24 protein-coding genes are annotated in these 22,361 nt (G+C 69.9%); 14 read left to right on the forward strand and 10 right to left on the reverse strand.

Annotated features, from left to right (window positions below; genetic code table 11):
* Window positions 1–22 precede the first annotated feature (22 nt).
* The 9 genes from ACSHWB_RS16825 (at window position 23) to ACSHWB_RS16865 (ending at window position 9,143) form a co-directional block, all read left to right on the forward strand.
* Complete coding sequence (locus ACSHWB_RS16825) at window positions 23–853, forward strand: AAA family ATPase (protein ID WP_439662958.1); 831 nt, start codon at window positions 23–25, stop codon at window positions 851–853.
* The gene (locus ACSHWB_RS16830) at window positions 850–1,824 is read left to right on the forward strand and encodes a vWA domain-containing protein (protein WP_439662959.1); all 975 of its coding nucleotides are present in this window, start codon (window positions 850–852) and stop codon (window positions 1,822–1,824) included. The genes ACSHWB_RS16825 and ACSHWB_RS16830 overlap by 4 nt, the downstream gene beginning before the upstream one ends.
* Window positions 1,817–2,908, forward strand: a complete 1,092-nt coding sequence (locus ACSHWB_RS16835) for an XdhC family protein (protein ID WP_439662960.1) — start codon at window positions 1,817–1,819, stop codon at window positions 2,906–2,908. The genes ACSHWB_RS16830 and ACSHWB_RS16835 overlap by 8 nt, the downstream gene beginning before the upstream one ends.
* A gap of 80 nt (window positions 2,909–2,988) precedes the next feature.
* Window positions 2,989–3,504, forward strand: coding sequence for a (2Fe-2S)-binding protein (locus tag ACSHWB_RS16840; RefSeq protein WP_439662961.1), 516 nt, complete (start codon window positions 2,989–2,991; stop codon window positions 3,502–3,504).
* Window positions 3,501–5,927, forward strand: a complete 2,427-nt coding sequence (locus ACSHWB_RS16845) for a xanthine dehydrogenase family protein molybdopterin-binding subunit (protein WP_439662962.1) — start codon at window positions 3,501–3,503, stop codon at window positions 5,925–5,927. The genes ACSHWB_RS16840 and ACSHWB_RS16845 overlap by 4 nt, the downstream gene beginning before the upstream one ends.
* On the forward strand, window positions 5,924–6,748 hold the full coding sequence (locus ACSHWB_RS16850; RefSeq protein ID WP_439662963.1) for an FAD binding domain-containing protein: 825 nt from the start codon (window positions 5,924–5,926) through the stop codon (window positions 6,746–6,748). Before ACSHWB_RS16845 ends, ACSHWB_RS16850 begins: the two co-directional genes overlap by 4 nt.
* On the forward strand, window positions 6,745–7,341 hold the full coding sequence (locus ACSHWB_RS16855; RefSeq protein WP_439662964.1) for an SRPBCC family protein: 597 nt from the start codon (window positions 6,745–6,747) through the stop codon (window positions 7,339–7,341). Before ACSHWB_RS16850 ends, ACSHWB_RS16855 begins: the two co-directional genes overlap by 4 nt.
* 26 nt (window positions 7,342–7,367) lie before the next feature.
* The gene (locus ACSHWB_RS16860) at window positions 7,368–8,459 is read left to right on the forward strand and encodes a CapA family protein (protein WP_439662965.1); all 1,092 of its coding nucleotides are present in this window, start codon (window positions 7,368–7,370) and stop codon (window positions 8,457–8,459) included.
* Between the two features lie 135 nt (window positions 8,460–8,594).
* Window positions 8,595–9,143: a Uma2 family endonuclease gene (locus tag ACSHWB_RS16865; protein WP_439662966.1), complete on the forward strand. Its 549-nt coding sequence runs from the start codon at window positions 8,595–8,597 to the stop codon at window positions 9,141–9,143.
* Here ACSHWB_RS16865 and ACSHWB_RS16870 read toward each other — a convergent pair.
* The 4 genes from ACSHWB_RS16870 to ACSHWB_RS16885 are packed head-to-tail and all read right to left on the reverse strand — an operon-like array spanning window position 9,133 to window position 12,573.
* Entirely contained in the window at window positions 9,133–10,065 is a 933-nt protein-coding gene (locus tag ACSHWB_RS16870; RefSeq protein ID WP_439662967.1) for an o-succinylbenzoate synthase, read from the reverse strand. The genes ACSHWB_RS16865 and ACSHWB_RS16870 overlap by 11 nt on opposite strands.
* Before the next feature lie 8 nt (window positions 10,066–10,073).
* Entirely contained in the window at window positions 10,074–10,526 is a 453-nt protein-coding gene (locus ACSHWB_RS16875; protein WP_439662968.1) for a GerMN domain-containing protein, read from the reverse strand.
* Entirely contained in the window at window positions 10,523–11,896 is a 1,374-nt protein-coding gene (locus ACSHWB_RS16880; RefSeq protein WP_439662969.1) for an ATP-binding protein, read from the reverse strand. The genes ACSHWB_RS16875 and ACSHWB_RS16880 overlap by 4 nt, the downstream gene beginning before the upstream one ends.
* Complete coding sequence (locus tag ACSHWB_RS16885; protein WP_439662970.1) at window positions 11,893–12,573, reverse strand: response regulator; 681 nt, start codon at window positions 12,571–12,573, stop codon at window positions 11,893–11,895. The genes ACSHWB_RS16880 and ACSHWB_RS16885 overlap by 4 nt, the downstream gene beginning before the upstream one ends.
* Window positions 12,574–12,702: 129 nt before the next feature.
* On the opposite strand from ACSHWB_RS16885, the gene ACSHWB_RS16890 reads away from it, so the two are divergent.
* Complete coding sequence (locus ACSHWB_RS16890) at window positions 12,703–14,214, forward strand: trypsin-like serine protease (RefSeq protein ID WP_439662971.1); 1,512 nt, start codon at window positions 12,703–12,705, stop codon at window positions 14,212–14,214.
* Here the strand turns inward: ACSHWB_RS16890 and phnE are convergent.
* Genes phnE through ACSHWB_RS16910 form a run of 4 tightly spaced genes read right to left on the reverse strand, consistent with a single transcriptional unit; the run spans window position 14,132 to window position 17,494 of the window.
* Entirely contained in the window at window positions 14,132–14,917 is a 786-nt protein-coding gene (gene phnE / locus ACSHWB_RS16895; RefSeq protein WP_439662972.1) for a phosphonate ABC transporter, permease protein PhnE, read from the reverse strand. The two genes, ACSHWB_RS16890 and phnE, sit on opposite strands and share 83 nt — an antisense overlap.
* Complete coding sequence (locus tag ACSHWB_RS16900; protein ID WP_439662973.1) at window positions 14,914–15,531, reverse strand: phosphonate ABC transporter ATP-binding protein; 618 nt, start codon at window positions 15,529–15,531, stop codon at window positions 14,914–14,916. The genes phnE and ACSHWB_RS16900 overlap by 4 nt, the downstream gene beginning before the upstream one ends.
* The gene (locus ACSHWB_RS16905; RefSeq protein ID WP_439662974.1) at window positions 15,531–16,421 is read right to left on the reverse strand and encodes a phosphate/phosphite/phosphonate ABC transporter substrate-binding protein; all 891 of its coding nucleotides are present in this window, start codon (window positions 16,419–16,421) and stop codon (window positions 15,531–15,533) included. The genes ACSHWB_RS16900 and ACSHWB_RS16905 overlap by 1 nt, the downstream gene beginning before the upstream one ends.
* Window positions 16,421–17,494 (reverse strand): TIGR03364 family FAD-dependent oxidoreductase, encoded by a 1,074-nt coding sequence (locus ACSHWB_RS16910; RefSeq protein WP_439662975.1) that lies wholly within the window; start codon window positions 17,492–17,494, stop codon window positions 16,421–16,423. Before ACSHWB_RS16910 ends, ACSHWB_RS16905 begins: the two co-directional genes overlap by 1 nt.
* A gap of 96 nt (window positions 17,495–17,590) precedes the next feature.
* Between ACSHWB_RS16910 and ACSHWB_RS16915 the strand changes: the two genes are divergently transcribed.
* The gene (locus ACSHWB_RS16915) at window positions 17,591–18,337 is read left to right on the forward strand and encodes a GntR family transcriptional regulator (RefSeq protein ID WP_439662976.1); all 747 of its coding nucleotides are present in this window, start codon (window positions 17,591–17,593) and stop codon (window positions 18,335–18,337) included.
* Entirely contained in the window at window positions 18,334–18,975 is a 642-nt protein-coding gene (locus ACSHWB_RS16920) for a phosphonatase-like hydrolase (protein WP_439662977.1), read from the forward strand. Before ACSHWB_RS16915 ends, ACSHWB_RS16920 begins: the two co-directional genes overlap by 4 nt.
* Window positions 18,976–19,023: 48 nt before the next feature.
* Here the strand turns inward: ACSHWB_RS16920 and ACSHWB_RS16925 are convergent, their stop codons facing one another.
* Both ACSHWB_RS16925 and ACSHWB_RS16930 read right to left on the reverse strand, forming a co-directional pair.
* Complete coding sequence (locus tag ACSHWB_RS16925; protein WP_439662978.1) at window positions 19,024–19,452, reverse strand: hypothetical protein; 429 nt, start codon at window positions 19,450–19,452, stop codon at window positions 19,024–19,026.
* A complete protein-coding gene (locus ACSHWB_RS16930; protein ID WP_439662979.1) occupies window positions 19,449–21,089 on the reverse strand; it encodes a DNA repair helicase XPB in 1,641 nt (546 codons plus the stop codon). The genes ACSHWB_RS16925 and ACSHWB_RS16930 overlap by 4 nt, the downstream gene beginning before the upstream one ends.
* A gap of 109 nt (window positions 21,090–21,198) precedes the next feature.
* Here ACSHWB_RS16930 and ACSHWB_RS16935 point away from each other — a divergent pair, with 109 nt between their 5' ends.
* Both ACSHWB_RS16935 and ACSHWB_RS16940 read left to right on the forward strand, forming a co-directional pair.
* Window positions 21,199–21,783 (forward strand): LppU/SCO3897 family protein, encoded by a 585-nt coding sequence (locus tag ACSHWB_RS16935; protein WP_439662980.1) that lies wholly within the window; start codon window positions 21,199–21,201, stop codon window positions 21,781–21,783.
* Window positions 21,784–21,833: 50 nt separating this feature from the next.
* The gene (locus ACSHWB_RS16940) at window positions 21,834–22,316 is read left to right on the forward strand and encodes an LppU/SCO3897 family protein (RefSeq protein WP_439662981.1); all 483 of its coding nucleotides are present in this window, start codon (window positions 21,834–21,836) and stop codon (window positions 22,314–22,316) included.
* The last annotated feature ends 45 nt before the right edge of the window (window positions 22,317–22,361 follow it).

The following is a 22,361-nucleotide window of genomic DNA, read 5'->3' on the forward strand; positions in this document are numbered from 1 at the left end:
CCGTAGTCGTACGCTGAGGCTCATGGAGTCCCCTGAGGAGCTCGCGTCAGGGCTCGACCGCGCGGGGTACCTGCCGGACGGCGGGGTGGCCACGGCGGCGTTCCTCGCGGTCCGGATGGGACGGCCGCTGTTCCTCGAAGGCGAACCCGGCACCGGCAAGACGTCGCTCGCGCTGGCGCTGGCCAAGTCGATGGACGTGCCGCTGATCCGGCTGCAGTGCCATGAGGGCATCGACGCCACACAGGCCCTCTACGACTGGGACTACCCGCGTCAGCTCATGCACCTGCGCGTGCTGGAGACGCGTGGCGAGGTGGACGAGGCGTCCCTCTACACGCGACGGTTCCTGCTCGCCCGGCCGTTGCTGCAGGCGCTGGAGAGCGCGCCGTGCGTGCTGCTCGTCGACGAGATCGACCGGGCGGACGACGAGTTCGAGGCGTTCCTGCTGGAGGTGCTGTCGGAGAACGCGGTCAGCATCCCGGAGTTCGGCGAGATCAGGGCGACCACGCCGCCGTTGACCGTGCTGACCTCGAACCGGACCCGCGAGGTGCACGACGCGTTGAAGCGCCGCTGCCTCTACCACTGGCTGGAGCACCCCTCCCTCGACCGCGAGGTCGCGATCCTGCGCCGCACCCTGCCCGGCCTCGACGAACGGCTCGCCGTGCGCGTCGCGGAGGCCGTGCACAAGATGCGCGGCCTCGACCTGCTGAAGCCGCCGGGCGTCGCGGAGTCGCTGGACTGGGCGCGGGCGTTGCAGGCGCTGGGCAGGTCGGAGCCGGACGCGGAGACGCTGGGCGCGGTCCTGAAGTACCGGGAGGACGCGGAGCGCGTGATCGGGAGCACAATCGTGGGGTGACGGAAGCCTGCGTCGGGTTCACGCGCGTCCTGCGGGGCGCCGGCCTGCCGTGCGGGCCGGACCGCGTCCAGGCGTTCCTGCGGGCCACCGAGCACGTCGACCTGTACTGGGCCGGGCGCCTCACGCTGTGCGCCGACCCGGACGACCTGCCGCGCTACGACGCCGCGTACCGGGCGTACTTCGGCGGCACCCCGCCCCGTCCGCGCACGACGATCGAGCTCGACTCGGTCACCGTCGGCGTGGCCGCGTCCGAAGCGGAAGTGCTGAAGCACAAGGACGTCTCCGAGTTCGACGCGGCACCGCTGATCGCCAGGCTGAACCCCCTCCCGCCGCGCAGACGGTCGCGCCGCCTGCGCAGGGCCCGTCGCGGCCGGATGGACCTGGCCCGCACGGTGCGCGCGATGATCGCGACCGGCGGTGAGATCGCCCTGCCGCGCCATCGCCGCCGGGGCGTGAAGGCGCGCAGGCTGGTGCTGCTGATCGACGTGTCCGGCTCGATGGCCGCCTACTCGGACGCGCTGCTGCGGTTCGCTCACGTCGTCGCCCACGCCATGCCCGTCGAGGTCCGCACGATCGGCACCCGGCTCACCCGCGTGACCCGTCAGCTGCGAGAACGGGATCCGGAACGGGCCCTGCGCGCTGCCGGCCGGGCGATCCCGGACTACGAGGGCGGCACCCGGCTCGGCGACGCCCTGCGCCGGTTCAACCAGCAGTGGCGGCAGCGGGGCGCGGTGGTCGTGCTGTTCAGCGACGGCTGGGAGCGGGGCGACCCGAGTCTGCTGGCGACCGAGATGGCGAGGCTGCGGCGGGTGAGTCACAAGGTCATCTGGGCCAACCCGCACGCGGGCAAGCCGGGCTACCGGCCGTTGCAGAGCGGTGTGGTGGCGGCACTCCCGCACGTCGACACGATGGTCGCCGGCCACAGCGTGCACGCTTTGGAAGAACTGCTGAAGGAGGTGCGCCGTGCGTGATGTGCTCTACGACCTCGCCGAACGGGTGGCGAACGGCGAGACGGTCGGTGTCGGCACGGTCGTCGCGACCTTCAGTTCGGCGCCGCGGCCGGCGGGTGCGGCGATGCTCGTGACGCAGGACGGCGAGGCGGTCGGCAGCGTGTCCGGCGGGTGTGTCGAGGGCGCGGTCTACGAGCTGGCGCAGGAGACGGACGACCCGGTCCTGCAGCGCTACGGCGTGAGCGACGACGACGCGTTCGCGGTGGGGCTGACCTGCGGCGGGATCATCGACATCTACGTAGAGAAGATCAGCTCGGAGACGTTCCCGCAGCTCGCCGAGGTCGTGGAGACGGTCCGCGCCGAGGAGCCGGTGGCGGTCGCGACGGTGATCGAGCACCCGGACGGCATCGGCCGGCGCATGGTCATCTGGCCGGACCGCCGCGACGGCAGCCTGGGCAGCGCGCGGATCGACGACGCCGTCACCGACGACGCGCGCGGCATGCTGGCCTCCGGTCGCACGGGCGTCCTCCAGTACGGACCGGACGGTCAGCGGCGCGGCGAGGGCATGAGCGTGTTCGTGAACTCGTTCGAACCGCCGCCGCGCATGCTCGTGTTCGGGGCGATCGACTTCGCCGCCGCGATGGCGAGGCTCGGCGCGTTCCTCGGCTACCGCGTGACCGTCTGCGATGCGCGACCGGTCTTCGCGACGCGCAGCCGGTTCCCCGAGGCGGACGAGGTCGTCGTCGCCTGGCCGCACAAGTACCTCGAGGGCGAAGCGTCCAAGCTCGACGAACGCTCGGTCATCGCCGTGCTGACCCACGACCCGAAGTTCGACGTGCCGCTGCTGGAGGTCGCGTTGCGACTCAAGGTCGGTTACATCGGGGCGATGGGGTCCCGCCGCACGCACGAAGATCGGCTGGAACGGTTGCGGGAAGCGGGAATGACCGAATCCGAACTTGCGGCGTTGTCGTCGCCGATCGGGCTCGATCTCGGTGCGCGGACCCCGGAAGAGACCGCAGTTGCGATTGCCGCCGAGATCATCTCCTTGCGGTGGAAGGGAACTGGGCAGCGGCTCAGCGACCTCGAGGTGCCGATTCATCGTTGATCGGGTTGTTGAACTCGCAAACAGGGAGCAAGCTGAAGTGACCCTCGTCACTGAAGGCCCACCACCCTGGGAGGGTTTCAATGCACATCTCGGTCAACGTCGACGGAGTGACTCACGCCGACGAGGTCGAACCTCGCCTCCTGCTCGTGCACTACCTGCGGGAACGTTTGGGCAAGACCGGCACCGTGGTCGGCTGCGACACCGGCAACTGCGGCGCCTGCACTGTCCACCTCGACGGCCACAGCGTGAAGTCGTGCCAGATGTTGGCCGTGCAGGCGAACGGGCACGACGTCACCACGATCGAAGGCCTCGCCCGTGACGGCAAGCTGCATCCGGTGCAGGAGGCGTTCCACTCCAACCACGCTCTGCAGTGCGGTTTCTGCACGCCCGGCATGATCATGCAGGCGATCGACCTGCTCGCCGACGAGTCCGATCCCGACGACGAGACCGTGCGCAAAGGCCTGGAGGGCAACCTCTGCCGCTGCACGGGTTACCAGAACATCGTGCGCGCGGTTCAGGACGCGGCGCAGCGGATGAAACCCGGCGCAGGCCCGGAGATCGAGCAGCGGACACCGCACGCGGTAGGTGGCGAATGACCGCCACAGCGGAACCGGAGATCGGCAAGGCCAGGCTCCGCAAAGAGGACGCCAGGCTGATCACCGGCCAGACGAGGTGGACCGACAACCTCCAGCTGACCGGCATGCTGCACATGGCCGTGCTGCGCAGTCCCGTCGCGCACGCCCGCATCACCAACATCGACGTCAGCCGCGCGACCGCCATGCCCGGTGTCGCGGTGGTGCTGACCGGCGAGGACTTCGCGGCAGAGCAGGGATCCCTGCCGTGCGCGTGGCCGATCACCGAGGACATGAAGTCGCCGCCCGCGCCCGCGCTGGCCGTCGACCAGGTCAACTTCGCCGGTGAGGCCGTGGCGCTGGTGATCGCCGACAGCGCCTACCGCGCCGCCGACGCGCTGGAGGCCATCGACGTCGACTACGAGGAATTCCCCGTCGTGCTCGACATGGAAGAAGCGTTGCGGGACAACGACCTCGTGCATCCCGATCTCGGCACGAACAAGTGCGCGACGTGGATCTTCGACTCCGGTGAGGCCGGCGTCGGCACCAACGTCGAGGACGAGCTCGCGTCCGCCGAGGTCGTGATCGAGCGGACGTTCAAGCAGCAGCGGCTGATCCCGGCGTTCATGGAACCGCGGTCGGTCGTCGTGGACCCGAGCGCGGGCATGTACACCGTCTGGTCCGCGACGCAGATCCCGCACATCCTGCGCTGGATGCTGTCGGCCGTCACGGGCATCGCCGAGCACAAGCTCCGCGTCATCGCACCGGACGTCGGCGGCGGGTTCGGCGGCAAGCTCCAGGTCACGCCGGAGGAGCTGCTGGCCCTGCTGGTGGCGCGCCGCATGGGCCGTCCGGTGAAGTGGACCGAGTCGCGCACCGAGTCGATGCTGTCCGCGCACCACGGCCGCGACCAGATCCAGAAGATCACGATGGCCGCCCGCCGCGACGGCACGGTGACCGGGCTGAAGGTCGAGCTGCTCGCCGACATGGGCGCCTACCTGCGCCTGGTCACGCCGGGTGTGCCGATCCTGGGCGCGTTCATGTTCAACTCGATCTACAAGTTCGCCGCCTACCGGTTCGTGTGCACCAACGTGTTCACGAACAAGGTGCCCACGGACGCCTACCGCGGCGCCGGACGGCCGGAGGCCACGTTCGCGATCGAGCGGATGATGGACGAGCTGGCGGTCGAGCTCGGCATGGAGCCGATGAAGATCCGCGAGCTGAACTGGATCAAGCACGAGGAGTTCCCGTTCGACACGGTCGCCGGGCTGACCTACGACTCCGGCAACTACGAGGCCGCGACGGCCCGCGCGATGGAGCTGTTCGGGTACGACGAGATGCGCGAGGAGCAGGCGCGGCGCCGTTCTTCGGGTGACGTGGTGCAGCTGGGCATCGGAATCTCCACCTACACCGAGATGTGCGGTCTCGCGCCGTCCCGCGTGCTGGGCGCTTTGCGTTACGGCGCAGGCGGATGGGAGACCGCGTCGATCCGCATGCTGCCCACCGGCAAGGTCGAGGTGATCACCGGTACCTCACCGCACGGGCAGGGCCACGAGACGGTGTGGTCGCAGATCGTCGCCGACAAGCTCGGCGTGCCGTTCGACGACGTCGAGGTGCTGCACGGCGACACGGCGACGTCGCACAAGGGCATGGACAGCTACGGCTCGCGTTCGCTGGCCGTCGGCGGCACCGCTCTGGTGCACGCGGCGGACAAGGTGCTGGCCAAGGCCCGGACGCTGGCCGCGCACATGATGGAGTGCGACGAGTCGGACGTCGAGTTCGGTGCCGGCTCGTTCTCCGTGCGCGGCACGTCGACCGCGCGCACTCTGGGTGATGTCGTGCTGGCCGCACATGTGGCGCACGACCTGCCCGAGGGCATGGAACCCGGCATGGACGCCGACGCCACGTTCGACCCGGACAACTTCTCGTTCCCGCACGGAACCCATTTGTGCGCAACGGAAGTCGACACCGAGACGGGCATGGTCCGGATCGTCCGGTACGTCGCCGTGGACGACGTCGGCACGGTCATGAACCCGTTGATCGTCGACGGTCAGGTGCACGGCGGGCTGGCTCAGGGCATCGCGCAGGCGTTGTACGAAGAGGCCACGCACGACGAGATGGGCACGCTGACGTCGGCGACGCTGGCCGACTACCTCGTGCCGTGCGCGGCGGACCTGCCGGCGTTCCTGACGGATCGCACGGAGACACCGGCGACGTCGAACCCGTTGGGCGCCAAGGGAGTCGGCGAGGCGGGCACGATCGCCTCGACACCTGCCGTGGTGAACAGCGTGCTGGATGCCGTGCGGCACCTGGGCGTGCGGGACATCGAGATGCCGATGTCGCCGGAACGCGTGTGGACCGCTTTGCAGGGCCGTGAGGACCCGGGAGCCGGTGAGGTCGCCGCGGGCGGACTCGGTTCCATCGACGCGCAGGGAGGTCAGTCGTGATCCCGGCGGAGTTCAAGTACCTGTTCCCGTCCTCTGTGGACGAAGCCGTGCGGATGCTCGCGGAGGAGGGCGAGGACGCCAAGGTCATCGCGGGCGGGCAGTCGCTCGTGCCGGTGCTGCGGATGCGGCTGGCGGCGCCCACGGCGTTGATCGACATCGGCGGGCTGACCGAGCTGACGGGCGTGCGCGACGACGGCGACTCGTTGCTGATCGGTGCCATGACCACGCACTACGAGGTGCAGCGCGACCACCTGATCCACGACCACGCGTTGCTGCTCAAGCTGGTCACGGACACGGTGGCCGACCCGCAGATCCGGCACCGCGGCACGTTCGGCGGCTCGCTGTGCCACGCGGACCCGGCTGGCGACCTGCTGGCACCCGCGCTCGCCCTGGACGCGGTGATGATCATCGCCGGTCCCGGCGGCCGGCGCGAGGTGCCCGCGGCGGACTTCTTCGTCGACTACTTCACGACGGCGCTGGCCGCCGACGAGATCCTGGTCGACGTCCGCGTGCCGAAGTACTCCGGCTGGGGCGCGCACTACGAGAAGCTCAACCGGGTCGCGCAGGCGTGGTCGATCGTCGCGGTGGCGGCGGCCGTGCAGGTGAGTGACGGATCCATCTCCGCCGCTCGGGTCGGCCTCACCAACGTGGGCTCCGGCCCCGTGCGCGCGGTCGACGTCGAGGAGGCCCTGGTCGGGCAGCCGGCCTCCGCCGAGGTGATCTCCTCCGCCGCTCTGCGGGCGTCCGCGGGCGACAGCTACAAGGACAACCTGGCCCGGGTGCTCACCGGGCGTGCGCTGACGGCGGCGGTCGCGGGATGAAGTTGACGCACTCGTTCGCTTCGCCCGGACCCGCCGAGGAGGTGTGGGAGGCGCTGATCGACCCGGAACGGGTGGCGCCGTGCCTGCCAGGAGCCACGCTGACCTCGGTGGACGGCAAGTCGTTCAGCGGGGAGGTGAAGGTGAAGCTCGGCCCGGTGCAGCTGCTGTACCGGGGCACCGGCGAGTTCGTCGAGATCGACCCGGTGCTGCGCCGCGCCGTCATGAAAGCCGCGGGCAAGGACACCCGCGGCAACGGCACGGCGTCGGCGCTGGTGACGTTCACTGTCGGCGACACGGTCGACGTGGAGACGGACCTGTCGATCACCGGTCGTCCGGCCCAGCTGGGTCGCGGCCTGATCGCCGAGGTCAGCGGCAAGCTCGTCGGCCAGTTCGCGGAATGCCTGGCGGGCACGCTGGGATCCGTGGATCCTGACGAGGTGGCGCAACAGCAGCATCTCCGAGTGGTCCCCGACGAGCCGATCGACCTGATCGACACGGCAGGCGTTCCGGTGTTGAAGCGCGTGCTGCCCATCGCGGCCGCAGTGCTGGCGGTCGTGCTGTTCGTGGTCCTGCGACGCAGGCGGCAGCGCTGAAGCGTGCGGGCCGGTGGCTGGCGTTCGTGCTGGTCACCGGCTTGCTGCTGTCCGCGTGCACCGGCTCGCCCGTGGTCGTCACCACAGCGGCCCCCGCACCTGCGACGACCTCCCAGGGCCCGCCCCCGCCGCGTTCCTTCGTGCTGACCGCGGGCGGCGACATCCTGATCCACCCGGCGCTGACCGATCAGGCGGTGGCCGACGGAGGAGCGGCCGGACGGGACTTCCTGCCGTTGTTCTCGGGCATCAAGGACACCCTGAAAGCCGATCTCTCGCTGTGCCACCTCGAGGTGCCGCTGGGCACGAAGGAGGGCCCGTTCTTCGGCTACCCGTCCTTCCTGGCTCCCCCTGAGGTGGCCAAGGGCCTGGTGGACGTCGGCTACGACTCCTGCTCGACCGCCTCGAACCACACCCTCGACCGCGGCGTCTCGGCCATCACGACGACGTTGGACGCGATGGACGCCGTCGGCCTGAAGCACACCGGCTCGTTCCGCACGCAGGAGGAGTCGGCGGCGCCGCTGATCCTCGACGCGGGCGGCGTGCGCGTGGCCCAGCTGTCGTTCACCTACGGCTTCAACGGCATCCCGCTGCCCCAGCCGTGGCGCGCGAACCAGATCAACGCGGCCAAGATCCTCGCCGACGCGCGCAAGGCTCGGGAGGCGGGCGCCGAGGTCGTCGTGCTGTCCGTGCAGTGGGGCAACGAGTACCAGCACGAGGCGACGGCCGAGCAGAAGGCCCTGGCCCGCCAGCTGCTCGCCGACCCCGCGCTGGACCTGATCATCGGCACGCACGTGCACGTCGTGCAGCCGTTCGAGAAGATCGGTGGGAAGTGGGTCGCCTACGGCCTCGGCAACGAGGTCGCGCGGCACGCCGAGCCTCGTGGTGTGACCGAGGAAGGGGCGATCGCCCGGTTCAAGTTCGAGCAGGGGCCCGCCGGGTGGTCCGTGGTGGAGGCCTCCTTCACGCCGACCCTGGTGGAGCTGGGGCCGCCCATCCGGCTCGTCGACCTGACTCGGGTGCCGGCCAACGCCCGGCGGACCGAGGCGATCAACCGGACCGAGGGGATCGTGTTCAGCCTGGGGGCGGCGGAGCAGGGGCTGGCGCGGGGCAAGCCGTAGATCGCTGGAAGGTGTGTGATCGGGGAAGGGATTGGAGCCTTTCCATGTGCGACGGTGGTAGAGACGGAAGGAGACGTGGTGACCGCTCTACCCGATAGGCCTCCGAGGCGTCTGCTTGCTGTTGCAGCGGGTCCGATGACCGTTGCTCAGTACGCCGCACTCGGAGAAACCGAAGACGGCTATACGGAATTGGTAAACGGCCGTCTGATCATGTCGCCCAGTGCAATCCCCGAGCACAACATGGCTCACTTGAAACTAGCGGTTCAGCTCCTCAACCAAATACCCGACGATCTCGAGGTGGTCCAGGACACGGATGTGGATCTGGAACTGGCTCAACCAGACAGGCCCGGATATGTCCGGCGGCCGGACCTGATCGTTGTGAAGCGGAGCGGCCTCAAGCGGCGACAAGCGGATGGTGGCCTCATCAGAGCTGCAGAGGTCGTGCTCGCTGTCGAGGTGATGTCACCGAGTTCGCGAAACACGGACTACCGAGCCAAGCGTGACGAGTACGCCTGGGCAGGCATCCCGTTCTACTGGATCATCGACCTCGACGAGCCGATCTCGCTGGCCCCGATGCACCTGGCCGGTGCGTTCGGCTACCAGGAAGGGCCTGCGGAGACCAGAATCTACGAGGCGACCGAGCCGTTTCCCCTGAAGATCCAGGTCGATCGACTCATCGGCTGAGTTTGTTCAGCACCCTGTCGTACCGATTAATCCAGGCCTCGGTGAGCGGAATGCTCTCGTACCCCTCGACGCGGTTCGGCACGGGAGCCTTCGTCAGCACCGGCAGGTAACCGTCGACCGGCACCAGCGAGTCGCTCGTGACGTCCCCGTCCAGCAGCGACAACGTGGCCAGCCCGCACGCGTAGTCGAGATCGGGCAGCGCCGCTGCCAACGCAACACCAGCGGCCATCCCCACCGAAGTCTCCAGCGCCGACGACACCACACACGGCAGCCCACAAGCCTCGGCCACCTCCAACGCCTTCCGCACCCCGCCCAGCGGCGCCACCTTGATCACCGCGATGTCCGCGGCTCCCGACACGGCCACCTTCACCGGGTCCTCGGCCTTGCGGATCGACTCGTCCGCGGCGATCGGCACGCTGACCCTGCGCCGCACCGCAGCCAATTCGTCCAGCGTGTGGCACGGCTGTTCCACGTACTGGAGCCCGCCGGACGCCTTGTCCATGGCCTTGATCGCGGCGACGGCCGTGTCGACGTCCCACAGCATGTTCGCGTCGACGCGCACGAAACCGCCAGGTCCCAGCGCGTCCCGCACCGCCTCGAGCCGCGCGCAGTCCTCTGCCAGCGTCGACTCGGCGACCTTCACCTTGGCCGTCGAGCAGCCCGACCTCGCCACGATCTCGTGCGCCTTCTCAGGGCTGACCACGGGCACGGTGCAGTTGACCGGAATCCGTGAACGAACCGGCGCCGGCCAGCCGACGTTCGCGGCTTCCAGGGCGCACGCGAGCCAGGCCGCGGCCTCGTCGTCGTCGTACTCCTCGAACGGGCAGAACTCGCCCCACCCGGCCGGACCTTCGAACAGCAGGCCGGTGCGCTGCGTGATGCCGCGGAACCGGACGCGCATCGGGATGGAGTAGACGTGCACGCGCCGATTCAAGCGCACTTCTGGAACTCCAGCGAATGCCCGCCCCCGCGCAGGTTCACCGTGCCGACGGGCTGCACGGCGAGCAGCGTGCACACGATCTGCTGCACGGCAGCGCCGCTGAGCTGCGAGACGTCGCTGGAGATGGTGACGTCGAGGCCGTTCGCGACCCGGTCGACGGTGGCGGGCGCGGCGTCGAAGGGCACCTCGGTGGACAGGCCGCGGTCCTGCTCGGCACCGGTGGGGCCCTGCGCGAGCAAGGCCACGACGTCGAACCCGCTCAGGCTGCCCGCGGACCGGCCGACGGGCAGCACCCTGCCGCCGGGCGCGACCCAGTACAGGGACGGTGAGGTGTTCTCGACGGGGCCGCTGGGGGCCTCCAGGCCGGGGATCGGGTCGGTGGGGCGGATGCCGCACGCGGTGAGCACGGCGACGCACAACAACATCCACGACGAACGCCTCACGCGTCACCCCCCAACGGCAGCCGCAACGTGAACAAAGCCCCACCCCCGGGCCGGTTCGCCGCCACCAGCGTCCCCCCGTGCAGCCGAGCGTTCTCCCACGCGATCGCCAGCCCGAGCCCGGACCCCTCCGACCGCCCCCGAGCCGAGTCGGCCTTGTAGAACCGCGCGAACACGTGCGGCAGCACCTCGGAGGGCAGCCCGGGCCCGGAGTCCGCGACGTGGATCACCAGCGACGACCCCGACACCGACAGCACGAGCGACACCGGGGGAGCGCCGTGCCGCAGCGCGTTGCCGACCAGGTTCGCCACGATCACGTCCAGCCGCCGCGGGTCCAGCCGCGCCCGCACCCCGTCCGGCAGGTCGGCCGAGAGCTCGAAACCGCGCATCCGCAGGCAGGTCCGCACCACCTCGGCCACGTCGACGTCGTCCAGCGCCAGGGCGGCCGTGCCCGAGTCGAACCGGGTGACCTCGATCAGGTCGTTGACCAGCCGCGTCAGGTTCAGCGTCTCCCGGTTCACCAGCCGCGCCGCCTGGCCGGCGACCCCCGGCAGCGAGGCGGTCTCGGCGTCGAGCACGTCGGTCACGGCCGTCATCGCGGCCAGCGGTGTGCGCAGCTCGTGCGACACGTCCGCCACGAACCGCCGCGCATCCGCCTCCATCCGTTGCAGCTCGCCGACGTAGTGCTCCAGCGAGGAGGCCGTGCTGTTGAACGTCGACGCGACGGAGGCCAGCTCGTCGCGCCCGCGCACCGGCACCCGCGCGGAAAGCTCGCCCTGGCCGAGTTTCCAGGCCGCGTGCTGCAGTTCGCGGACCGGGCGCAGCACACCGCGGGCGGCCAGGAAACCCAGTCCCAGGGCCAGGATCAGCACGGCGCCGCCGATCAGCCACGCGTTGCGCGCCAGCTCGTCGACGAACGCGATCTCCGACGTGAACGGCCGCAGCACGTACACCTCGATGCCCGACGGCGCACCGGACGGCACCCGCAGCTGCATGCCGACGACGAGCCACACGGCGTCGTTGTACGACACGCGTTGCCAGCCGACGCGGCCCGACGACACGAGGGAACGCAGCTCCGCCGTGATCACGGACGGGTTCATGCCCCCGGCGGAAACCCCGTTGCCGTAAGCCACTGCCTGGCCTTCGCGGCCGGAGACCCGTGCCGCGACGCGTTCCAGGATCGCTGTGTCCACCGCACGCGCCGGCAGCGGGTAGAGCTGCTCGACGCGGTTCGTGGTCTCGATGACGGCGTTGTCCTGGGCGCGCTGCACGATCGCGTCACGGGCCCGCACGTAGCCGGCGCCGGCCACGGCCGCGGCGGTCACGACGGTCAGCAGGGTGAACGCGAGCAGCAGCCGCAGGCGCAGGGTCACAGCGGTCCGAAGCGGTAGCCGAAGCCCCGCACGGTCTGGACGTACACGGGTGCGGCCGCGTCGTCCTCGATCTTCGAACGCAGCCGTTGCACGCACGCGTCGACCAGCCGCGAGTCGCCGAGATAACCCTGGTCCCACACGGAACCCAGCAGCTGCTGCCGTGACATAACGCGGCCCGGTGACGACGAGAGCTCCAGCAGCAGCCGCAGTTCCGTCGGTGCCAGCGAGACCGGCTTGCCGAACCGCGTCACCACGAGGCCGTCGCGGTCGATCGTCAGGTCGCCGTGGCGCTCGGCCACGACCTCGGCGACCGAGGCGGTGGAGCGGCGCAGCACGGCGCGGATGCGGGCCTCCAGCACGCGGGCCTGGGCCGGTTTGGCCACGTAGTCGTCCGCACCGGCCTCCAGGCCCGCGACCACGTCTATGTCGTCGTTGCGCGCGGTCAGCATGATGATCGGGAGGTCGCCGACGGCACGGATGCGGCGGCACACCTCGAACCCGTCCACGCCCGGCAGCATCAGGTCCAGCACGACGACGTCGGGCGTCACGCTGCCCAGCAGCTCGAGGCCCTCCTCGCCCGTGCGGACCGCGTCCACGGTGTGGCCCTGGTAGGTCAGGGCGAGCGACAGTCCTTCGCGGACCGCCTCGTCGTCCTCGATCAGCAGTACGCGCGGCATGTCCTCCAGCTTTCCCGACGGGTCTCATGGGGACGTTCTTGCGACGTCATCGTTGCGTAACGACCGGCCGTGCGCAGTTGTTGCGGAGCCATCACCGTGTGCGCACACAGCTTCGACAGCCTCTGTGACATGCGAAAAGTGCTACCGGCGATCACCTTCGCCACCCTCGCGATGATCACCGCGGTCACGCCGGCGCTGGCGATCAGAGGCGGTGCCGAGGCCGCGGCGCCCTACCCGTTCTCCGGCTCGCTGCAACGCCCGGACTCACCGCGCGCGGACGGCCACACGTGCGGCGTCACGCTCGTCGCTCCGGGCTGGGCCGTCACCGCGGGCCACTGCACCAGGAACAACCCCAGCCTCGCCCAGGTCGGCAGGCCGAAGAACTGGTCGGTCCGGCTCGGCACGCTCGACGCGGGCAGCGGCGGCGAGGTGGTCGAGGTCGAGCGGTTCATCACCTACTCGCCCAACCCCGTCCACGACGGTGACATCGGCCTGCTGAAGCTCAAGAGGAACGCGAAGACCAAGCCCGTCGCACTGCCGGCCGCACGGCCCGCGGAAGGCGCGGCAGCGCGCATCCTCGGCTGGGGCATGACGTGCGACCGCCGCGCGCCCGAGTGCTATCCGCAGAAGCTGCGCGAGGCCGACACCGTGATCCAGCCGGCCACGGCCTGCGACGGCATCTACGCGGATCGCGAACTGTGCATCGGCGCGCTGGACGGCAGCGTCGCGGCCACCAACATGGACTCCGGCGGCCCCGCACTCGTCCGCGACGGCGACCGCTGGGTGATCGCCGGCATCGTGAGCGGCGCGGGCGGCGACGACCGGCCCGTCATGTACACCGACGTCCACCACTTCACCGGCTGGATCGACGACGTCGTCACCGGAAGGATCAACCCACCGGACACCCCCGTGCCGAACCTCGAAGGCGCCGCGTCGGTGGGTGGCGTGTGCTCGGCGTCCGTCGTCAGGACCGACCACACCAGGCCCGGCGACCAGGCACTGCTGCTCACCAACGGCCACTGCGTCCCGGAACGCCCGGCACCCGGCCAGACCCTGAGGGACGTCGCGCTCAAGCTCCCGGTCACCATCGGCGACCGCCAGGGCTACCTGCAGGCCAAAGCCGAGACGACGCGGCTCGTCTCGGCGACCATGACCGGTTCCGACACGGCGCTGTTCGAGCTCGACCAGACGTACGCGCAGCTCAAGGCCAAGGGCGTGAAGATCTTCAAACTGGCGAACAGGTCGGCCAGGCCGGGAGAACGCGTCGACGTCATCTCGTCGGGCAACGGCGACCGCTTCAGCTGCACGATCGAGGCCGTGGTCCCGCATCTGCGCGAAGAGGGCTACACGCAGGCCAACGCGTACCGGTACGACCCGGCGTGCAAGCCGTCGCACGGCGGGTCGGGCTCACCGATCGTGCTCAAGGACGGCGTCACGGTCGTCGGTGTGCACAGCACGGGCAACGACAGCGGTGAGCAGTGCACGGCGAACAACCCCTGCGAGGTCGCAGCGGACGGCTCGGTGACGGTGCACCAAGGCGCCCGCTACGGCCAGCAGGTCAAGCACCTAGCCGCTTGCGCACCCAGCCAGAGGCCTGATCGACCACGACCACGAGAAGCAGCACCACGAGGATGTGCGTGACCATCTCGTCGAACCGGAACAGCTTGATCGACTGGTTGATCAGGAAGCCGATCCCGCCCGCGCCGACCAGGCCGAGCACGAGAGATGACCGCACGTTCACGTCCAGCCGGTAGAGCAGAAGTCCTGCCAGGGAAGGCATCACGGTCGGGAGCACCGCGTGCAGCGCGATCTGGGGACCGGACGCACCGGTCACCTTCACCGCCTCGCGCGGCCCGCGGTCGCTCTCGTCCATCGCCTCGGCCCAGAGCTTGCCCATCACACCGGTGTTGTGGAACACCAGCGCCAGCACGCCCGCGAACGGCCCGAGCCCCACCGCCGTCACGAAGATCAGCGCGAACACCACGTCCGGCACCGAGCGCAGGAACGACAGCACCGCACGGGCAGCTTGTTGCGCCCACACCGCCGAAGTCGTCGCGCGAGACGCCAGCAGTGCCAGCGCCAGCGCGAACGGAACCGAGAACGTGGTGCCGAGCAGTCCGATGTAGAGCGTGATCACCGCTGCTTCCAGCGACTTCCCGAGCACGGAGAAGTCCGGCGGCAGCGACTCGGCGAGGAAGTCGGCCATGCCCTCCCAGCCCGCGATCAGCGCGGCGGGGGAGAACTCCGTGGCCTGCCAGGCGAGCACGTGCACAACGAGGAAGACCGCCACGGCGATCCAGGCGACCGGGGAGGGCCAGCGGCGCCTAGGAGTCGTGAGGGTCATGCCGCCACCCCCGCCCGCATCTCCACGATCCGGTGCGCGTACGTCTGCGCGAGCTCCGGCTGGTGCAGCACGGCCACGACCGCGATTCCTTCGCCCGCCAACGCCTTGAGCAGCTCCATCACCTGGACCGCGGCCTGCGGGTCGAGCGCCGACACCGGTTCGTCGGCGAGGATCACGTTGGCGCGCTGGCACAACGCCCGTGCGATCGCCACACGTTGTTGTTGCCCACCGGAAAGCCGCGCGCACCGGTCGAGCGCGCGGTCCGCGAGCCCGACGCGTTCCAGGCACTGCATGGCTTCCTCGCGGACGTCCCGCGGGAAGAAGAACGAGCGGCGCAACGGGAGCCGCCCGAGAGCGCCGGAGCAGACGTTGTCCAGCGCGTTCCGGCGACCGACGAGGTGGATCTTCTGGAACACCATCGCGGCGTTCCCGCCGACCTCGATCGAGCCGCCGTCCGGGGTCTCCAGCCCGACGACGCACCGCAGCGCCGTGGACTTGCCCGAGCCGTTCGGCCCGAGCAGCGCCACGAACTCGCCGGGTTCGACGGTGAGATCGAACCCGTCCAGCACGACCCGGCCGCCGAACGACTTGCGCAGGCCGCTGATGGCGAGCATCAGACGTCCTCTTCCTTGAGCCCCAGCGTGGTCGCGAGGTCGAAGAGCACCTTGTAGGTGTCGTTGCCGACCTGGACGAGAGGTCCGGGCGGGGTGACGTCGAGGAACGCACCGACCTTCTCGACGTCGGCGGTCTCCAGCTCCAGCAACGCCTTGCGCACCTTGTCCTTGAACGCCGGGTCGAGGTCGCCGCGCACGGTGATCGGGTCGTTCGGGATCGGCTCGGACTTCCAGACCTGGCGGAACCGCGACTCGTCGAACGTGCCGGCGGCCCGCGCCGTGGCGAGCGTCTGGCTGTTGATCTCCGCAGCGTCGACCTTGCCGTTGACCAGCGACAACATCGCCTCGGGATGTCCACCGGCGTAGTCGAGCCTCACGTCGGCGACGTCGTGCTTCTTGAGGCCGTAGCGGGGAAGCGCGTCACCGGACGCCGAACCGACGCTGCTCAGCGCGAGCGACTTCCCCCGCAGGTCCTCGATCTTCTGCGCGGGCGAGTCCTTCGCGACCCAGATCCCGGCGGTGTAGCTGGTGAGCTTCCCGGAGCCGTCCGCGAACGACACCATGGGCTCCGCGCCCGCCTTCTGCGACGCGAAGACGTACCCGAGCGGGCCGAACTGGGCGATCTCCAGCTTGTCGTTGCGCATCGCCAGCACCTCGGCCGCGTAGTCGTCGACGACCTGCAGCTCGACCTCGCAGCCGAGCTTGGTGGTCAGCGCCTTCGCGAGCACCTCGTAGGCGGGCTTGAGCTTCTCGGGGTCCTCGTACGGCTCGACGCCGAAGCGCACCTTGCCGTTCGGGCAGTCGGCACCGGAACTGGAAGTGGTCGTGCCGCAGGCGGTCGCGGCTGTCAGCGCCAGCGTCGCGGCGAGGACGACGTTGAGGGCTCTCATCACATCTCCTGGAGGAGGTCGTCGAGCACGGCCGGGGCGAGGCCGAGCGCGGTGGTCATGCCGATGCCGGAGGTGACCGAGACGGCCCTGGTGAGGGGAGCGGGCGTCGCGGTCAGGAAGGGGTCGGGGGCCGACGCGTAGACGCCGCGCCAGCGTTCGAGCACTCGCAGCGAGGGAACGCCGAGCAGCCGGGCCGTCTCGGTGAGGACCAGGTCGTCCAGGTCCTCGGGCCGGTACGGGTCGACCGTGCGGCTGTAGTGGTGGGTGTCGCCGATCGTGAGCGAGCCGTCGGGGAGCTGGGTGAACATCAGGTTCAGCCCTGCCTCGACCAACTCGGGGTGGTCGTTCGTGAGGCGTTCGCGGACCTTCTCGGTCGTGGGGCAGCGCGCGAACGCCTCGTAGCGCAGCATCGAGAACCCGGTCAGCACGGCCGGGTCGATCACGCCGCCGTGCGCGACGCGCAGCATGCGCAGCTGGCAGCGCCGGATCTCGCGTTCCTCGGCGAGGTCGGGGAAGAACCTGTCGACGTCGTGGCCCACCGCGACGACCGCCGCGCGGCAACGGAGCTCGCCGCGGGACGTGCGGACCAGGCCCGGCTCCACGGTGAGCACGTTGGTCGACCAGTGGAACACGACCCCGCGCTCGGCCAGCAGCGCGGCGATCGCGTGGACGGCCTCGCGCGGGTTGACGCGGATGTCGAGGGGGAGCAGGGCGCCGCCGAGTCCGGCGACGGGAAGGTCGTCGGTCAGCTCGATCTCCCGGACGCCGGCGAACTCCCGCAGCACCTCCAGCTCGTCCTCGTGACGGGCCACGACGACCGAGCCCGACTCGCGCAGCCAGAACCCGGCCTCACCGGCGAGCTTCAGCCACTCCTCGCGAGCGGCCATCGCGTACGAGAACGCCACCCCGTCCTGAGCGGTGAAGCAGCCGTGCCCGAAGTTGCGCACGGAGGCCCCCGCCGCGTGCTCGTCGCGCTCGACCACGGCGACGGAGAGACCCCGCCGAACCGCGTGCCAGGCGTGCGCGAGCCCGACGATCCCCGCGCCGACGACCACCAGGTCCACACTTGTCATGACAAGAACGATGAGTGGCCCCAGGGGCAGAATCAATGGGTGTGCTGATGTGTTCACTTGGAGTTCAGACTTGTTATGATATGTATCGTTGGATGCATGGAGATGCCACTGCACGAGCGCATCGCGGCCGACCTGCGCCGCCGCATCGGCTCGGGTGAGCTAGCCGTCGGCGACCCGGTGCCGTCCGAATCGCAGCTGTGCGCGCAGTGGAACGCCTCGCGCGCGCCGGTCCGCCAGGCGCTCACGTCGCTGCGGGCCGAGGGCATGATCGGCGGCGGCCGCGGCAAGCCCGCCGTGGTGCGCAGGCACACGCTGTCGCAGCCGTTCGAGACGTTCCTGTCGTTCTCCAGCTGGGCCGCGGGCCTCGGGCACGTTCCGGGGCAACGGACCCTGGAGATCGCGCGCCGCCCGGCAGACGCCGACATCGCGGACGCCCTCCAGCTCGACGAGGGCACGCCGGTGGTGCAGCTGCTCCGGCAGCGGCTGATCGACGGCCGCCCGACGATGCTGGAGCGCACGACGTTCGTGGAACCGGTGGGGCGCCTGCTGTTCGACTTCGACTGCGACAGCGGCTCGCTCTACGCGTACCTGGGGGAACAGGGCGTCGACATGACCGTCGCCCGGCACCAGATCGACGCCGTAGCGGCCGACGCGCAGGACAGCGAACTGCTGGAAGTCGCCCTGGGGGCCCCACTTCTGCGGGAGCGGCGGCGTGCGTCCGGAATGGACGGAAGGCCGGTCGAGCACTCCGACGACCGCTACCGCCCGGACATGGTCAGCTTTTCGATCGAGAACTCCCAGCAGGCGCACCCGGCGCTGCTGCGGGACTGGAGGGCGTCGTGAAGGTCGACCTGGTCGTGCTGGACATGGCCGGCACCACCGTGCAGGAGCACGGACTCGTCTACCAGGCGCTGGCGGACACCGTGATCGCGGCCGGCGGGTCGGCGCGGGACGTCGGCGACTGGATGGGTGCCGACAAGTACGAGGCGATCTCGGCGATGCTCGGCCGCTCCGATGTGGACGCCGAGTTCGCGGACTTCCACGAGCGGCTCGCGAAGTACTACGCCGAGACGCCGCCGACGCCGATCCCCGGCGTCCCGGAAGCGCTCGAACACCTGCGGAGCAACAACGTCAAGGTCGCGCTGACCACCGGCTTCGACCGGCCGGTCGTGGACGGCCTGCTCGACGTCCTGGGCTGGCGCGAGGGCGTGCTGGACGCGGTGGTCTGCGTGGACGACGTGCCCGCGGGCCGCCCGGCGCCGTACATGATCTTCAAGGCGATGGAGCTGACCGGCGTCAGGGACGTCCAGCGCGTGCTGACGGCCGGAGACACCACAAGAGACCTGCAGGCGGGCATGAACGCCGGCGCCGGGTTCGTCGTCGGCGTGCTCAGCGGCAGCCAGACCGCCGAGGAGCTCGGCGCCGCGAAGCACACCCACCTGCTGAAGTCCGTCGCCGAGATCCCAGCCCTGCTGGCTTAGGGCATCTGCAAGTGCCACCAACTCGGAGTTGGTGGTACTTGCAGATGCCTAGTCCAGGGCGGCGGTGTGGCGTAGCTGCTCCGGCGTCGGATCCGAGACCAGCACTCGCACCGCGTCCGCGAACCGGTCGAAGCGCCGGTCGAACTCGGCCAGCTCGCGCGACGGCTCCGCGACCAGCGCCGCCCTGCCCGGCTTGGGCACGGCGGTGGCCAGTGCGTTCCGCAGCGGCTGGGCCCGGCGCAACGCCACGAGCAGCGTCCACAGCCGTTGCTCGACCAGCGCGACCTGCACGGGATCGCCGGTCACGCGGAGGAAGTCGGAACGCACGGCCGTGGCGCGGCGGCGCTGGGTGGGGCAGGTGAAGTCGTCGGCCCGGACGACCTGCGTGTCCGGCGCCGACCTCGCGAGCGACTCCTCCGACCGGAACCGGCGCCGAGGCGCGGTCCCAGCCGGGTCCCACATCCACCAGGAGGTCATCCGACCAGGTCGTCCGCGTCGACGATCTTGTAGGCGTACCCCTGTTCCGCCAGGAAGCGCTGCCGGTGCGCCGCGTAGTCGGTGTCGAGCGTGTCGCGCGCGACGACCGAGTAGAAGTGCGCCTGCCGCCCGTCGCCCTTGGGCCGCAGGATCCGGCCGAGGCGCTGGGCCTCCTCCTGGCGCGACCCGAACGTGCCGGACACCTGGATGGCGACCGACGCCTCGGGCAGGTCGATGGAGAAGTTCGCGACCTTGGACACCACCAGGGTCCGGAGCTCGCCCTTGCGGAACTTGTCGAACAGTTCCTCGCGCTCCTTGTTCTTCGTCGATCCCTTGATCACCGGTGCATCAAGCTCCTCACCCAGCTCGTCGAGCTGGTCCAGATAAGCACCGATCACCAGGGCCGGCTCGCCGGGATGCTGCTCCAGCACCCGCTTGACCACCGGGATCTTCGTCCTGGCCGTCGAGCAGAGCTTGTAGCGCTCCTCCGGCTCCGCCGTCGCGTACTGCAGTCGCTCGTTGTCCGTCAGCGTCACCCGGACCTCGGTGCACTCGGCGGGGGCGATCCAGCCCTGCGCCTCGATGTCGCGCCACGGCACGTCGTACCGCTTCGGCCCGATCAACGAGAAGACGTCGCCTTCCTGCCCGTCCTCGCGCACCAGCGTCGCGGTCAGCCCGAGCCGGCGGCGCGACTGCAGGTCGGCGGTCATCCGGAACACCGGCGCCGGCAGCAGGTGGACCTCGTCGTAGACGATCAGGCCCCAGTCGCGCGAGTCGAACAGCTCCAGGTGCTTGTACTCGCCCTTCGACTTGCGGGTGATCACCTGGTAGGTCGCGATCGTGACCGGGCGGATCTCCTTGCGCTCACCGGAGTACTCGCCGATCTCCTCCTCGGTCAGCGAGGTGCGCGCGATCAGCTCCCGCTTCCACTGCCGTCCCGCCACGGTGTTCGTGACCAGGATCAGCGTGGTCGCCTGGGCCTCCGCCATCGCCGCGGCGCCGACCAGCGTCTTGCCCGCGCCGCACGGCAGCACGACGACGCCGGAGCCACCCGCCCAGAACGCCTGGGCCGCGAGCCGCTGGTAGTCGCGCAGCTTCCAGCCGTTCTCCTCCAGCTCGATCGTGTGCGCCTCGCCGTCGACGTAGCCGGCGTGGTCCTCGGCCGGCCAGCCGACCTTGAGCAGCAGCTGCTTGAGCCGCCCGCGCTCGCTCGGGTGCACGATGACGGTGTCGTCGTCGATGCGGGCACCGAACATCGGCGCGATCTTCTTGTTGCGCAGCACCTCTTCGAGCACCGCGCGGTCGTTGGAGTGCAGCACCAGCCCGTGCGCGGGGTTGTTGGCCAGCACGAGCCGCCCGAAGCGGCTCATCGTGTCGACCACGTCCACCAGCAGCGGCTGAGGCACCGGATAGCGGCTGTACCGCACCAGCGCGTCGACCACCTGCTCGGCGTCGTGCCCGGCCGCCCGTGCGTTCCACAACGCCAGCGGAGTCACGCGATACGTGTGCACGTGCTCCGGAGCCCGCTCCAGCTCGGCGAACGGCGCGATGGACGTGCGCGCGTCGTTCGCGAGCGGGTGGTCGACCTCGAGCAGCAGCGTCTTGTCCGACTGGACGATCAATGGGCCATCGGTCACGCCGACAAGTCTCCCTGACGACGCCAAATGCGTTCGACCTGCGTCAACTGGCGACAACAACTGTGAGGCGACACACGCAGCCAACACGCGGTGTCGTACGTTCTCGCGCATGAGCACCGAGTCGACTGATCCCGTCGAGCCGCCGGCCGTGGTGACCCCGGTTCCGGAGGAGTCCGAGACCGACGAGTCGCCCCAGAACAACAACTGGCTGAAGTTCGTCATCGTCGGCGTGCTGGCGATCGTGCTGGTCGGTGGCGGGGTGTGGGCGCTCACGTCGCTGGGTGGCACCAACGTCGGCGACTGCGTGAGCGCCTCGCCCAAGGACGTGGACAAGCCGGACGGCGACTGGAACATCTCGTCGAAGGGCTGCGGTGACTCCGCCGCGACGCACCGGGTGGCCGCGATGCTGAAGAACGCGGAGGACCCCTGCCCGGCCGAGGGCATCTACGAGCCCGTGAAGTCCGGCAGCGAGACGATGTGCCTCATGCCGAACCTCGCTGAGGGCAAGTGCTACACCTCCAGCGACGACGGCGCGTTCAAGCAGGAGAACTGCACCACCGAGTCGCCCGTGAAGATCGTGAAGAAGGTCGACGGCCTGCCCGAGGAGGGCACGGTGTGTCCCGAGGGCTCCAGCGAGCTGCGCTTCAGCGAACCGGCCTCGGTCTACTGCATGGGTGTCCACGAAGGATCCTGATCGGGTGAACTCGGTTGAGTTGAACCCCTTCCGACGCCGATACCCAGGCCATGAAGAAGGTCGGCCTGGGTATCGCCGTTGTCATCGCCCTCGTGCTGCTCGGCGGGTTCGTCCTGAACCAGCTCGGCGACGTGGCGAAGGCCGCGCAGCCCGGCGACTGCGCCCGGATCTCCGGTGCGCTCGACAACCCGCGCTACCAGGCGCTCGACTGCGGTTCCGAGCAGGCGAACGTCAAGATCGCGAAGGTCCTCGGCTGGAACGAGAAGGCCTGCCCGTCCGGCGGCATGGACTACTCGACGTACACGGGTGACGCCACGCTGTGCCTCATGCCTAACTTCGTCGAGGGCGCCTGCTACGGCCAGGACTCCGAGAGCGGCATCGCGAAGGTCGACTGCGCCACCAAGGACTCGGTGAAGGTCGCCAAGGTGGTCAGCGGCAAGGCCGACCGGGCGGCCTGCGGCACCTCGCGCGCGGCCGTCTTCCCGGAGCCCGCGATCACCTTCTGCCTGGAGCGCGGCGACCAGCAGCAGTGATCTTCGCGCAAACCGCACCACTTCCCACCGTCCACGTGGAACGCT

Origin of the sequence: Lentzea sp. HUAS TT2, assembly GCF_051853195.1 — a bacterium.
In the GTDB taxonomy this organism is placed as follows: domain Bacteria; phylum Actinomycetota; class Actinomycetes; order Mycobacteriales; family Pseudonocardiaceae; genus Lentzea.